The 12,817-nt window shown below is 46.9% G+C and carries 13 protein-coding genes and 1 tRNA gene; 6 read left to right on the top strand and 8 right to left on the bottom strand.

Annotated features, from left to right (window positions below; translation table 11 throughout):
- Positions 1-6 precede the first annotated feature (6 nt).
- A complete protein-coding gene (gene raiA, locus VIS94_05325) occupies positions 7-525 on the top strand; it encodes a ribosome-associated translation inhibitor RaiA (GenBank protein ID HEY9160489.1) in 519 nt (172 codons plus the stop codon).
- 117 nt (positions 526-642) lie between these two features.
- Here the strand turns inward: raiA and rfbD are convergent, their stop codons facing one another.
- Genes rfbD through truA form a run of 3 tightly spaced genes read right to left on the bottom strand, consistent with a single transcriptional unit; the run spans position 643 to position 3,292 of the window.
- The gene (gene rfbD / locus VIS94_05320) at positions 643-1,527 is read right to left on the bottom strand and encodes a dTDP-4-dehydrorhamnose reductase (GenBank protein ID HEY9160488.1); all 885 of its coding nucleotides are present in this window, start codon (positions 1,525-1,527) and stop codon (positions 643-645) included.
- Positions 1,524-2,543 carry a dTDP-glucose 4,6-dehydratase gene (gene rfbB / locus VIS94_05315; protein HEY9160487.1) on the bottom strand — a complete coding sequence of 340 codons (1,020 nt, stop codon included), beginning with the start codon at positions 2,541-2,543 and terminating at the stop codon, positions 1,524-1,526. The genes rfbD and rfbB overlap by 4 nt, the downstream gene beginning before the upstream one ends.
- An 11-nt stretch (positions 2,544-2,554) precedes the next feature.
- Positions 2,555-3,292 carry a tRNA pseudouridine(38-40) synthase TruA gene (gene truA, locus VIS94_05310; GenBank protein ID HEY9160486.1) on the bottom strand — a complete coding sequence of 246 codons (738 nt, stop codon included), beginning with the start codon at positions 3,290-3,292 and terminating at the stop codon, positions 2,555-2,557.
- A gap of 62 nt (positions 3,293-3,354) precedes the next feature.
- Here truA and VIS94_05305 point away from each other — a divergent pair, with 62 nt between their 5' ends.
- From VIS94_05305 to rpmB, 3 genes are all read left to right on the top strand, one after another.
- Positions 3,355-3,690 (top strand): PilZ domain-containing protein, encoded by a 336-nt coding sequence (locus VIS94_05305; protein ID HEY9160485.1) that lies wholly within the window; start codon positions 3,355-3,357, stop codon positions 3,688-3,690.
- A gap of 71 nt (positions 3,691-3,761) precedes the next feature.
- Positions 3,762-3,847: transfer RNA gene (locus VIS94_05300), tRNA-Leu, on the top strand.
- A 31-nt stretch (positions 3,848-3,878) separates the two neighbouring features.
- Positions 3,879-4,073 carry a 50S ribosomal protein L28 gene (gene rpmB / locus VIS94_05295; GenBank protein ID HEY9160484.1) on the top strand — a complete coding sequence of 65 codons (195 nt, stop codon included), beginning with the start codon at positions 3,879-3,881 and terminating at the stop codon, positions 4,071-4,073.
- A gap of 41 nt (positions 4,074-4,114) precedes the next feature.
- Here rpmB and VIS94_05290 read toward each other — a convergent pair whose 3' ends face one another.
- Genes VIS94_05290 through ispG form a run of 3 tightly spaced genes read right to left on the bottom strand, consistent with a single transcriptional unit; the run spans position 4,115 to position 9,013 of the window.
- Positions 4,115-6,238, bottom strand: coding sequence for a bifunctional (p)ppGpp synthetase/guanosine-3',5'-bis(diphosphate) 3'-pyrophosphohydrolase (locus tag VIS94_05290; GenBank protein HEY9160483.1), 2,124 nt, complete (start codon positions 6,236-6,238; stop codon positions 4,115-4,117).
- Complete coding sequence (locus VIS94_05285) at positions 6,222-7,952, bottom strand: proline--tRNA ligase (GenBank protein ID HEY9160482.1); 1,731 nt, start codon at positions 7,950-7,952, stop codon at positions 6,222-6,224. The genes VIS94_05290 and VIS94_05285 overlap by 17 nt, the downstream gene beginning before the upstream one ends.
- Positions 7,949-9,013 (bottom strand): flavodoxin-dependent (E)-4-hydroxy-3-methylbut-2-enyl-diphosphate synthase, encoded by a 1,065-nt coding sequence (ispG, locus tag VIS94_05280; GenBank protein ID HEY9160481.1) that lies wholly within the window; start codon positions 9,011-9,013, stop codon positions 7,949-7,951. Before ispG ends, VIS94_05285 begins: the two co-directional genes overlap by 4 nt.
- Positions 9,014-9,082: 69 nt before the next feature.
- Here ispG and VIS94_05275 point away from each other — a divergent pair, with 69 nt between their 5' ends.
- Positions 9,083-10,855: an HDOD domain-containing protein gene (locus VIS94_05275; GenBank protein HEY9160480.1), complete on the top strand. Its 1,773-nt coding sequence runs from the start codon at positions 9,083-9,085 to the stop codon at positions 10,853-10,855.
- Between the two features lie 5 nt (positions 10,856-10,860).
- Positions 10,861-11,184 (top strand): multidrug efflux SMR transporter, encoded by a 324-nt coding sequence (locus tag VIS94_05270; GenBank protein ID HEY9160479.1) that lies wholly within the window; start codon positions 10,861-10,863, stop codon positions 11,182-11,184.
- A gap of 384 nt (positions 11,185-11,568) precedes the next feature.
- Here VIS94_05270 and VIS94_05265 read toward each other — a convergent pair whose 3' ends face one another.
- Both VIS94_05265 and VIS94_05260 read right to left on the bottom strand, forming a co-directional pair.
- A complete protein-coding gene (locus tag VIS94_05265) occupies positions 11,569-12,099 on the bottom strand; it encodes a transposase (GenBank protein ID HEY9160478.1) in 531 nt (176 codons plus the stop codon).
- 44 nt (positions 12,100-12,143) lie between these two features.
- Positions 12,144-12,554 carry a transposase gene (locus VIS94_05260; protein ID HEY9160477.1) on the bottom strand — a complete coding sequence of 137 codons (411 nt, stop codon included), beginning with the start codon at positions 12,552-12,554 and terminating at the stop codon, positions 12,144-12,146.
- Between the last annotated feature and the right edge of the window lie 263 nt (positions 12,555-12,817).

Raw genomic sequence — 12,817 nt, 5'->3', positions numbered from 1 at the left:
GGGTATATGCACATTGATATCACCTTCAAGAACATTGATCCGTCGGATGCTCTTAAAGATTATGCGAAGAAAAGACTGGCGAAAATCGGAAAATTCATAGACCGTCCAGCAGAGGCGCATGTGATTCTGTCTGTTGAAAAGATCAGACACAAGGCTGAAGTTACACTCAACGCCGACGGGGTGATAATTAATGCAGTAGAAATAACAGAAGATATGTACTCGGCCATTGACATGGTGATGGACAAGGTCGAGAGACAGGTCAAGAAACACAAGGAAAAACTCCAGGTGAGAAAGCCTTCGGCAAAGAACATGGAAGAGATGATAGCGGCAGAACCCAGAAAAAAACTCAAAATAGTGAAGGAAAAAGACTATTTCGTGAAACCGATGAGTGTTGAGGAAGCAGTCATGCAGCTCGATGTAGTCGAACAGGATTTTATAATATTCAACAATACCGATTCAAAACAGATAAACCTTGTTTACAGGAGAAAAGACGGTTCTCTTGGTGTAGTGGAACCGCAGATCTAAGATTTGCCGCAGCCTGCCTCGGGCGGGCTGCGGCACTTGATATCCGGAATTTACAGGCCAGAATAGACGGGTGTCTCTGTCATCTCCTGCCATTTGCCGGCTGACTGTCTTATACGGTCATTTTCCGCAGGGGGAATCTTCTGAACATAGTCTGTTCGTCTTCTTGAGATATTCCTGAAGCGCAATCTGCCAGGGCGGCATTAACCTGCCGGTCAGCCGCGTAAATTTTTTTGTCGAAAGGATGCTGTTTGCCGGACGTTTTGCAGGACGGGGAAATCCTTCCGTGGATACGGGATTGACAGATGCCGGAATCAGACACAATTCAACGGCCTTTTTAGCAAACTCAAACCATGAAGTCTTTCCCCTGTTGCATATGTGAAATATGCCCCTTGCGTCATTTTCAATGAGAAGCCTTATCGCCTTTGACAGGTCGCTTGAATAGGTTGGGGAGCCGAACTGGTCATTCACGACATCTATGCTGCCGCGCTCTCTCGCAAGCTTCAGGATTGTATCCACGAAATTAGGCCCATTTTCACCAAAAAGCCACTGCGTTCGTACGATCATATAATTTTTCATGCCTGAAACAACAGCAAGCTCTCCCTTGAGCTTGCTCCTGCCGTATGCGTTTATGGGATTGACCGGGTCGTCCTCATTGTATGGTCCTTCCTTCCGGCCGTCGAAAACATAGTCGGTGCTTATGTGCAAAAGCTTTATGCCACAAGCGGCGCATTCGGCAGCGAGATATCCGGGGGCTGTTCCGTTCAGCAGGGTGGCGGTTTCTTCGTCGGTTTCACATGCATCTACCTTTGTGTATGCAGCGCAGTTGACGATCCATTCGGGTTTTTCATCGGCAAGAATGCTTCTTATTGATTTTGCATCCGTAATATCCAGATATTTATCCGATGTAACGTCCGTTTCGATGACATCATGTCCGCAGCCGGCGAGTTCGGGGCACAAGTCGCTGCCGAGCATGCCTCTTGCGCCTGTTACGAGTATCTTCATCTGTTGCCGTACATCCTGTCGTAGTAATTGAGATAATCCCCTGTGCGTATCTTTTCCCACCACGGCCTGTTTGCAAGGTACCAGTCAATGGTTGAAGACAGACCTTCTTCGAATGTCATCAGCGGCCGCCAGCCGAGCTCCTTTTCTATCTTTGAAAAATCCATTGCATACCTGAAATCATGGCCCGGCCTGTCCTTGACGTATTTTATAAGGCTTTCGGGTTTGTTCATACGTGAAAGGATCAGCTTGACAATCTCGATGTTCATCTTTTCCGCATTCCCGCCCATGTTGTATGCCTGGCCTGTTTTTCCTTTGAGGGCAACTGTTACTATTCCTCGGGCGTGGTCGGTTACATGTATCCAGTCGCGTATGTTTTTGCCGTCGCCGTAAACAGGCAGTTCCTTGTCTTCCAGCGCATTGGCGATCATGAGAGGGATAAGCTTTTCAGGAAATTGGTAAGGACCGTAATTATTGGAACAGCGTGTTATTACTGCATCGAGCCCGAAAGTTTTGATATATGCCCTTACAAGAAGGTCGGATGACGCCTTTGATGCCGAATACGGACTGTTCGGCTTGAGAGGCAGGTCTTCGGTAAAAGCGCCTGTCGCTCCCAGCGAACCATAGACCTCATCGGTCGATACCTGCAGAAACCGGCTGACTTTATATTTTTGTGCCGCATCCAGCAGGACCTGGGTGCCCATGACATTTGTGCGAATGAAAACTCCAGCCGCCTCTATACTCCTGTCAACATGAGACTCGGCCGCAAGGTTGAGAACCAGATCGAATTTGTTTTCCTCGAAGACCTCGTTCACTTTTGCGGCATCGGAAATATCCCCCCTGATGAATTTGTATCTGCCGGGGTGTAGCGTTTCGAGGTCCGATGTGTTTTCCAGGTTGCCTGCATATGTGAGAAGGTCATAATTGACGATCGAAAAGTCAGGCACTTCTGAGAGTATGTAGCGGATCAGGTTGGTTCCAATGAAACCGCAGCCTCCAGTAATCAGTACTTTAGCCATTTTTATCTCTCCTAATATTCCACGCCGACGAGGTATAGCCCCTGCGGAGGTGCAGTAGGACCGGCCTCTGAACGGTTTTTTGAATCAATTATTCTGTTAATGTCCAGGGGATCGATCTTTTCTTTACCTACATCAAGTAACGTCCCGACGATATTTCTTACCATATGCTTCAGAAATCCGTTACCCTTTATTGCATAGTATAACATATCACCCCTTATAAATAAGGTGGATTCAGTTATCGTTCTTATTGTTGACTTGACAGGCGTGCCGACACCCATGAACGATGCAAAGTCATGCTCTCCAAGAAAATAATCCGCCGCGTTTGCCATTGCGTCAATATTGAGATGCTCTTTTATATGAAGTACATATCTTGAAAACAGGGGATTTCTGACAGGTGCGGTGTTGATTGCATACATATAGGTTTTTGACTTTGCCGAATACCGAGGGTGAAAATCCGGTCCGACATCTTGAACATCTGTAGCTGCAATATCAGGAGGCAGCATGGAATTGAGTGCCCTTAACAGGGCGTCAGCCGGTATTGATGAATCCGAGAAAAATGAAGCCACCTGTCCAAAGGCATGGACGCCGGCATCTGTCCTTCCTGCCGCATTAATCCTTGTTTTTTTCTTGAGGATGGTTTCGAGGACACTCTCGATCGTTTCCTGTATGGTGCGAAGTCCGGGTTGAACCTGCCATCCGGAGAAATTCGAACCGTCGTATGAAAAAACGAGCCTTATATTCCTTGCCAAAACCATCATGCTTTCTTATCAATATAATATTGGTGATACAAGAACTAAGGAGGGTTGATATAATGGATTTCGACAGAAGGGCTCTCAAGCGCGTTATGGTGGCTGTCGACCTGAAAATAATAATTGGCACTGATTTTGTTTCCGGGACTTCAAGGGACGTTACAAAAAAGGGACTCTGCATCAAGATACCGACTTCAACATTGAAAGGGGGGATGCTTGAGAGGCTGGAAGACAGGGTTGTCATATATCTGGGTGATATGATTCTTTATGGTCTTGTCAGATGGTATGATGTTGAAAACGGTTTTTTTAAAATAGGAATAGAACTGGAGAGAGGTTCCCGTGGAAAGTGGTGGGATGCAGTCGGGCCGATTGCAGAAAAACAGACAGCTGCTCCCTGAATTTCAGCAGGTCGGTTAAAGGAATTCCTTATTGACAGCATGTCCTTTTATTTTGTATGAGGTCACGAAACGCCGAAGTGGTGGAATTGGCAGACACGCTATCTTGAGGGGGTAGTGGGCTACGCTCGTCCGGGTTCAAGTCCCGGCTTCGGCACCATCTTTTATATTTAAAACAAGGGAGCGAAATTATGGCCAGGGTATGCGAAGTGTGCGGCAAGGGTTCACAGACAGGAAACAATGTGAGCCATGCCAACAACAAAACGAAAAAAGTATGGTTGCCCAACCTTCAGAAGATCAAGATTGAAACCGAAAAAGGTGTAAAAAGCGTCAAGGTCTGCACTCAGTGCATAAAGTCAGGAAAAATCAAAAAGCACGCAGCTTAAACCTGGATATATCAGAATAAAAGAAAAAGGCTTCTGGCCCGTCAGGACAGAGGCCTTTCAATTTTTTCCACTCCGCTCAGCTTTTTAATCTTAGTGAACAGGGTTTCAAGTTCGGCCAGATTTTTTATCATAATTCTGAAGACGCAGACACTGCTTCCGTTGGCAAGTGAAGTTGCTTTGAGTCTGGATATATTTATATCCTGACCGCCCAGGATGGTGGTGATCGAGTTGAGCATGCCTGGCCGGTCATCGCAGATGACGGAAAAGTCTATTTCATGGGTCTCATTGGCATCACTTTCCCACTCGACCGGGACAAGCCTGCCGGGATCTTCCGGTATTACATAAGGACAGTTCCTTCTGTGGACCGTTATTCCCCGGCCCCTTGTAATAAAGCCCACGATATCATCACCCGGGATAGGTTTGCAGCACCTTGCATACCTGACGAGGAGATCTTCCACACCTCTTACAATTATGCCTGATCCCTCCTGTTTCTTCTTCTTGGGCTGACGTGTTTTCGGGTGTTCTAACTGCTCTTTTGGCGCATCCGGTTCGATTTTGTGTATTATCTGAATAACGCTCAGTCTGCCAAAACCGATTGCTGCAAAAAAATCATCTTCATTTTTGTATGAGAAGTCACGGGCAAGATCGCTGTAATCTATATCTTTTCGAATGTGCAGGCTTTTGAGCTTCTTTTCAAGTATTTCTCTTCCAAGCGCAATACTCTGTTCGGTTTCCTGAGTTCTCAGCCATGCCCTTATCTTTGTGATTGCCCTTGTTGTTACAGCTATTCTCAGCCAGTCTTTGCTCGGGTGCTGTTTTGAGGATCTGAGGATTTCCAGAACATCCCCGCTTTTGAGTTTGTATTTGAGCGGAACGATCTGTCCGTTTACTTTTGCGCCGGTACATTGGTTACCGAGTTCGGTGTGTATGGAATATGCGAAATCAAGCGGGGTTGAACCGGATGGAAACCGGTGGACATCTCCCTTCGGTGTGAACACGTACACCTCTTCAGGATAGAGGTCGACCTTTACGCTTTCAAGGAATTCCCTCGGATCGTGCAGTTCCTTCTGCCATTCAAGCAGTCGCCTCAGCCATGTAAATTTTTTTCCGTCCTGATCCGTGAGACCCGTGCTCTCCTTATACTGCCAGTGTGCGGCAATGCCCTCGTTTGCAATCATGTCCATCTCACGGGTTCTTATCTGGAATTCGATCCGTTCGCCTACAGGACCGAAAACCGTAGTATGAAGCGACTGGTACATATTGGTCTTGGGCATCGCGATGAAATCCTTTATCCTGGACTGTATGGGCTTCCAGAGGGAATGAATGATACCAAGGACCTCATAGCACTCGGCAACGGTATCAACAATAATCCTGATTCCGAGGATGTCATAGACACCCTCGAACGGTATGCCCTGTTTCTTCAGTTTCTGATATACGCTGTAGATGTGTTTTATCCTTCCGGTGACTTCGGCTTTAAGACCCTGTTCTTCGATCTTGGCTTTGACCCTTCCCATTATGTCGCCGAGATAACTTTCCTTTTCCTTGGCGACTGCGGTGAGTTTTGATTTGACCGTGTTGTAACCGATCGGGTCGAGATACTTGATGCTCAGTTCTTCCAGCTCAATCTGCATCCAGTGAATTCCAAGACGATTGGCGAGCGGGGCATAAATATCAAGGGTTTCCTTGGCTATCCGCTGCTGGGCCTGCGGATTGTGATGATCAAGTGTCCTCATATTATGAAGCCTGTCAGCCAGCTTTATCAGAAGGATTCTCAAATCCTTGCTTACGGCCAGGAGCATTTTTCTGAAATTTTCGGCCTGATGCTCCTCGAGAGAATGGAAATGAATCTTGCTTATCTTTGTAAGCCCGTCGACAATAACGGCAACTTCGTCGTCAAAGGTATTCCTGATGTCATCAACCGTTGTAAGGCTGTCTTCGATCGTGTCATGCAAGAGAGCGGCAGCGACTGCCACCGCCCCCAGATGGAGCCTTGCCGTCAGCAATGCAACTTCAAGGGGATGATTCAGATATGGCTCTCCGCTCAGTCTCGTCTGTCCCTGATGGACGCGGGCGGAAAAGACGTAGGCCTTTTCAATCAGACGTAGGTCGGCATCGGGTTCGCTGGCAGTGACAGCGTCAAGAATATCGTTAATTCTTACCGTCAATAATCATTCCTTTTTCTTTCAACATTTGAGCCAGTGTTTCAAGGGTCTCGGCGGGACTTACTTTGGTCACATTGCCTGTCGCCCTTTCCCTTATCTCTATGAGGCCTTCCGCAAGCCCCTTTGAACCGATTGTAACCCTGTATGGAATACCTATGAGATCGGCATCCTTGAACTTGAAACCCGGCCTTAAATCCCTGTCGTCAATCAGCACATCGAGCCCTGTTTTCGTAAGCGCCGAATATAAATCCTCGGCTGTTGCCACAACCTGGGGATTTCTTAAATCCAAAGGGAGAATTATTACCGCAAAAGGTGCAATCGGAAGAGGGAATATAATGCCGTCACCGTCATGGTTCTGTTCTATTGCGGCGGCTACAACCCTGCTTACGCCTATCCCGTAGCACCCCATGATCATTGGTTTGAGATCGCCCTTTTCGTCAAGAAATTCGGCATGCATTGTCTTTGAATATTTGGTTCCCAGCTTGAATACATGGCCGACCTCAATTCCCCGGATGGCTTCAAGAATACCGCTGCATTTCGGGCATGCATCACCGGGAAGCGCATTCCTGATATCATCCGATTTTTCAATTTTTGCATCGCGAGAGAGCCATACATTCTTGAGGTGGTAATCATGTTCGTTGGCTCCTGTTACATATGGCCCGTCGTCAAGGGAGATGTCCGCCACTATCCTGACTTTAAGCCCGACAGGCCCTGCAAATCCTCTGGGAGCACCGGTTGCCCTGGCGATCATTTCCTCATCGGCCAGTTCAATGTTATCGACTCCGAGGGAACATCTGAGCTTTGCCTCGTTCACCTCGTGATCGCCCCTGACCAGTGCGGCGGCAAGGCCTTTATCTGTATTGTAAATCATGGTTTTGACAAGGGAGGTCTTCTCTATGCCCAGAAACTCGCAGACTTCCTCGACCGTCCTGATATCGGGAGTATGCACCTTCTCTGGAGAATTTCCCGTCACTTCGGCGTGCTGCTCCTTTTCCGGTCTTTTGATTTCTGCCTTTTCCACATTTGCCGCATAGCTGCATTGTGTGCAGCTCAGGATGATGTCTTCACCGGTATCGGCAAGCACCATGAACTCGTGCGAGAAGTTGCCTCCAATAGGCCCTGAATCGGCCTCAACCGCCTTGAATCTGAGTCCGCAGCGTTCAAATATCTTTTCATATGCCTTATACTGGGATTCATAGCTTTTTTCCGCGCCCTCGTCATCCTTGTCAAAGGAGTATGCATCCTTCATCATGAATTCACGGGCGCGCATCACGCCGAAACGCGGACGTATCTCATCCCTGAATTTTGCCTGTATCTGATAGAGAGTTACAGGAAGATCCTTGTAGGAGTTCAACTCGGATCTTACCATGTCCGTAATTACTTCCTCATGCGTGGGTCCCAGGCAGAATTCGGCATTTTTCCTGTCCTTGAATCTCAAAAGCTCCTTGCCGTAGATGTCCCAGCGTCCGCTTTCCTGCCAGATTTCGCAGGGCTGGACTCCAGGCATCAGTACCTCCTGGGCGCCTGCGGCATTCATTTCTTCGCGTATTATTTTTTCCACTTTTTTTAGTGCCAGCAGGCCGTATGGAAGCCAGGAATAGATGCCGCTTGCCAGCTTTTTTATCATTCCGGCCCTGAGCATCAGTCTGTGGCTGGCAACCTCGGCGTCTCTGGGGTCTTCCTTCATCGTCTTTAAGAACATGCCTGAAAACTTCATTCCTTGAACTCCTTTTCGATCTCGTCTGTTATTGTTTTTATTATCTCGCTATTGTTTATTCTCTTGATGGGTTTGCCATGCATAAAAAGCAAGGCGCCCTTTTTATCGCATGCGACCCCGATATCCGCATCCCTGGCCTCTCCCGGTCCGTTCACGATGCAGCCCATGACAGCAACGCTCATGTGGCGCTTGATTCCCGAAAGGCTGTCTTCCAGTGCGGATGCTATTTCCCCTACGTCGGCATTGGCCCTTGCACATGTGGGGCATGAGATAACCCTTATGCCCTCTTTCTTGAGCCCGAGGCATTCAAGAAGGACTTTACCTGCCACGATTTCTTTTACAGGATCAGCGGACAAGGAAACGCGAATCGTATCACCGATGCCTTCATGAAGGAGTATCCCGATTCCTGCGGCGCTCCTTATGGCACCTGAAAACATGGTACCGGCCTCGGTCACCCCGAGATGCAAAGGCCTGTCTGAAATGCTGGAAAAGAGCCTGTATGCCGAGACCGTTTCAAGGACATCGGAAGATTTGAGGGACACCTTCATCGCATCAAGCCCGAAATCTTCAAGTATCATGACCTGCTCCCGTGCCGTTTCTACAAGCGCGCCAACCCTGTCTTTTCCGAACCGGTTCAGCACGGACCTTTTCACGGATCCCATGTTTACGCCGACCCGTATCGGGACGTTGTGTTCAATTGCAGTCTTGGCAACCTTTCTGACCTTATCCCTTGAGCCTATATTCCCGGGGTTTATTCTTATGCAGTCGGCACCGGCGATGATGGCACCCACTGCAAGGCGGTAGTCGAAATGAATATCTGCAACAACTGGAATACCGGCTTGTTTTTTAATTTCGGCAAACGCCGCCAGGGATTCTTCATCGGGGATGCTTACCCTGACAATATCACACCCTGCCTTTTCAAGCGCCGCAATTTGTGCGCACGTGGCCTTGATGTCGGTTGTCAGGGTGTTGGTCATAGATTGAACGGTTACAGGGGCACCGCCTCCGACCTGTACCCCCCCAACAAAGATTCTTCGGGTTTTTTCACGGGGTAGTGTCATTTAAGCCAGAATAACACAGACTCAACTTATCACTCAAGTTTATTGCTTTGTTTTTCGATAAGAATACCCATGTTGAAAGTGACACCAGCGAATATCGACAGGATACTTGATGAAATCGAGATTCCGACATTGCCTTCGATAGCATCTGCAATAATGGAAAGGACTCTTGACGACTGGGCGAATGCAAAGAATCTTACAGGCATGGTTGAAAAGGATACCGCGCTTGCGGCTAAAGTCCTCAAGGTTGCCAACTCTCCTTTTTATCACCGTATCAAGGAGATCTCCACAATCAGAAGCGCCGTAGTCCTTCTGGGCATGAATGTCTTAAGAAGTATTGTTCTGAGCATCTCGGTCATAAATCTTTTTAACAGCAATAAGAAGAATGTCATTGACCTCTACAGGTTCTGGCAGCACAGCATTTCATGCGCCGTCTGTTCCAGGATGATTGCGGCGAAAACGCTGCCGGCATGCGAAGAGGATGCCTTTGCGGCAGGGCTCCTTCATGACATCGGCAAGATAGTGCTGGATCAGAACATATGCCTTGGCGGTGAATATCAGGAGATTATCGAACGTGTAAATTCGGGTACGACCGATATAATAAAGTGTGAGAACAGCATTATCGGAATAAACCATGCGGACATCGGCAAAAAACTCATCGAGAAATGGAATCTGCCGAAAGTGTTGTGTGAAGCGGTAGGAGCACATCATAAACAGCCTGAGGTCGATATGCTTGACGCCAGGGATGAGATGCTGTGTGCAATCGTAAATATTGCAGACAAGATCACCAACCATCTCGGACTCGGAATAAGCACACACTCGGCCGATTTTATCGACCCGGCGGTTCTTGGTAAAGCCGGCCTCGGCAACAAGGAGTTACAGGAAATATCCCTTGAGCTTAAAGACAGTGTCACGGCTATCAGTGACGAACTCGGGATCCCCAAGATAGAACCAAAGACATATTTTGAGATACTGCAGGCAGCCAATACACAGCTTGGCAGGATGAGCCTTGATCTCGAGCAGAAAAAGCTTGCACTGGAAAGGAGAACGGTCGAGCTGACCGGGCTTAACCGCATGTCCAGCCAGTTGCAATCATCCATGAAACTTTCGGAGATTACCGAAATACTTACATCGAATGCGCTCACTATCATGGGGTCTTCCAGTATAAGATGCCTTGTAAGGCTTTCGGGCATGCGGATATTGTTTACGGAAAGCTTAATTGAACAGGGTGGCGTCTCCACACGTTCGGGCATTACGAATGCGACAAAGGATGTTCTCGACAAGACCCAGGGTATATTCCCGAAACAGGGCGGAATAATATATGCGCCTGTAAAGGTGGAAGGCAGCATTATCGGGGTGATTGAATCCACACCTCTTGAGGCACAGCACGAAGATGTAACGGAAAGGACTCTTCTTTTAAGGACCATTGCAGAAGTCGGAGGCCACGCAATCGAAAGGGCCACCCTAGTTGCCAAGAACCTGAAGGCTGAAAGGCTGGCGGCAGTCTCCAAGACCGCAATTGCAGCCAACCATGAAATAAACAGCCCACTTACGACAATCCTTTTGAAACTGGACATGCTTTTAAGGGATAAATCGATCAAGACGGAAACTTATGTCACTATCAAAGGCATCAAGGAAGAAGCCTCCAAAATCAAAGACCTGGTTAAGAGAATGCTTGAAATATCTGATGTTGTTGAAACAGACTATCTGAAACATGAAAACAAAACCGAAAAAATGCTCGATATGAAAATATCTGCAAAGAAAACTGAATCTGCTGCGGATAAAAAATCCGAGCCCAAAAAGCCTGACAGTGACACCCCGGGTTTCGAGGATTATCTGGAGTGATAGATGTGAGTTGGGTACTTCTTGCAGGGGCAATATTCTTTGAGGTTGCAGGGACGACTTTTCTGAAACTTTCAGACGGTTTTTCAAAGGTTTTGCCAGTTGTTTTGATGATTGTGTTTTATATTGCAAGCATGTACCTGCTGTCGCTCGTACTTAAAAAAATAGAGGTGGGAATAGCTTATGCAATCTGGTCCGGTGTCGGGACAGCAACGATAACACTGATAGGTATAGCGTTTTTCAGCGAAAGCATGAACATTATCAAATTAGGCGGGATACTTCTTGTGATTGCAGGTGTTACGATTCTCAACCTTGCCGGGAGTCTTCATTGACATAAAGACTGAATAAAATACATCACCAGTATTTTTGAGGAACATTTCTGTTTTTACATATGTGTCCAGTAACTTTAAATAAATAGCTGTATCATTCTTGCCAAATGACTTACGGGAATTATAATAAAATTCAACGCTGATAATTTTTTGGTTTCTTTATCAATAAAGGGGGATTTTAATGATGGCATGTATCAGGGCAAGATATGCATCCGTTCATAAAACAAAGGGCTCTAATTATTTACATTTAAAAGACCCTTGCACAACCCGACTTTTTTCAGCGATGATCAGGTGAACGGGGTTTTTCACCTGATTTTTCTTTTCTACCCCGTTTTATTTGCCTTGTTTTTTCCCATTTGCCTTATTTTGGACGCACCTCTCCCTTGTTCAAGATAAACATTCCTGAAGCGTCATGCTGTTTACGGCTTTCAGGAGGTTCAGACAGATCGCTTTCAACCTGAACTGCGTTTCGACTTTTTCTCTTGTCATGTATGATGCCCGGGTAAAATCAAATCGCCTTTTCAAAGTCCCGAAGTCCTGCTCTATTATGTAGCGAACTTTGGAGATAAGCTTATTGGCTTCTTTCTGCCCTTCGGTAAGTGGATGATTCCTGGCGGCCTTATGCATTATTCCGTCTTTGAATTTATCCTTGAGCAATTCACGGTTGCCTTCGGAAGCATATCCCTTATCCGCATAAAGGATTTCAGCACTTATGGATGGAAGCATTTCCTCAAGCTTTCTCACTTCAGGAACATTGGCCGAATCCTCCTGTATGTACCCTTTGTCTTCGGCAACGGCAAAACCCTTGTATCCAAAGTAAGATCTGGTCCCTTTCTTCAGCCAACTGCCATCAGGATCGCTATATTCCTGTATGTCTATGCGTTCTCCGGTTTCTTCCCTGTCCTTTTCAACTTCAATAATTCTTTTCGGTCTTGCTGACGACTCGATAAGCGTTGCATCTATTACTGCTCCGGATGCCTTAACCCATGTCTTTCAAGCTGCCTGTTGATCTCTTTAAAGATAACCTTATCCAAACCTCTTTTAGAAAGAGCATTCCTGAACCTGCATATAGTCGCTTCATCCGGCATGTCCTCGGCAAGATCGAATCCGGTGAAAGCCATGAAATCTATCCTGACCCTCAACGCCTCTTCCATGTCCTTATCAGAAAGACTGTGCCATTCCTTGAGCAATACGGTCTTCAACATCTTCAAATGGTCATAAGGTTTCTGTCCGCCCTGGGGATCAATGTCATTCTTGTGTATGCCCGGCAGGCTCTTCCTGAATGCAGTCCAATCTATCAGGTCCTTCAATTTCATCAGCTTGTTGTTCCTCAACTTCTCCTCAGCACCAAGCATGAAAAACGTCGACATCATATCCTCCCCAAATACTCTATTTATAAGCCTTTATAGCATATTTGAGGGATCTGTCGGAAACAATAAACACCCTTATTCCAACAGTTCTTCATGGGAAGTTGTGCAGGGGTCTTTATAACGGATGTTTCGGGTTGAACATTTCAGACAGATCCTCCTTGAACAAACCCATCTGAACCTGCTCATCTTTCCTCGGTATCATCTGCCCTCCTGAAAATCAAAATCTGCAAGAAATCTATGCACATACTACCATTTTTATGCAGATA

The sequence above is a fragment of the Desulfomonilia bacterium genome (genome assembly GCA_036567785.1).
GTDB lineage: Bacteria > Desulfobacterota > Desulfomonilia > UBA1062 > UBA1062 > DATCTV01.
The sequence above is the reverse complement of the archived record's forward strand: the minus strand, read 5'-3'. Positions and strand labels throughout refer to the sequence as shown.

What these genes read in the sequence shown, in the direction of transcription:
- VIS94_05260 (HEY9160477.1), bottom strand. Translation starts at nt 12,554, where the DNA reads ATGATGTCGACGTTTTTCATGCTTGGTGCTGAGGAGAAGTTGAGGAAC.
- ispG (HEY9160481.1), bottom strand. Translation starts at nt 9,013, where the DNA reads ATGACACTACCCCGTGAAAAAACCCGAAGAATCTTTGTTGGGGGGGTA.
- VIS94_05275 (HEY9160480.1), top strand. Translation starts at nt 9,083, where the DNA reads ATGTTGAAAGTGACACCAGCGAATATCGACAGGATACTTGATGAAATC.
- raiA (HEY9160489.1), top strand. Translation starts at nt 7, where the DNA reads ATGCACATTGATATCACCTTCAAGAACATTGATCCGTCGGATGCTCTT.
- rfbD (HEY9160488.1), bottom strand. Translation starts at nt 1,527, where the DNA reads ATGAAGATACTCGTAACAGGCGCAAGAGGCATGCTCGGCAGCGACTTG.
- rfbB (HEY9160487.1), bottom strand. Translation starts at nt 2,543, where the DNA reads ATGGCTAAAGTACTGATTACTGGAGGCTGCGGTTTCATTGGAACCAAC.
- VIS94_05285 (HEY9160482.1), bottom strand. Translation starts at nt 7,952, where the DNA reads ATGAAGTTTTCAGGCATGTTCTTAAAGACGATGAAGGAAGACCCCAGA.
- rpmB (HEY9160484.1), top strand. Translation starts at nt 3,879, where the DNA reads ATGGCCAGGGTATGCGAAGTGTGCGGCAAGGGTTCACAGACAGGAAAC.
- VIS94_05305 (HEY9160485.1), top strand. Translation starts at nt 3,355, where the DNA reads ATGGATTTCGACAGAAGGGCTCTCAAGCGCGTTATGGTGGCTGTCGAC.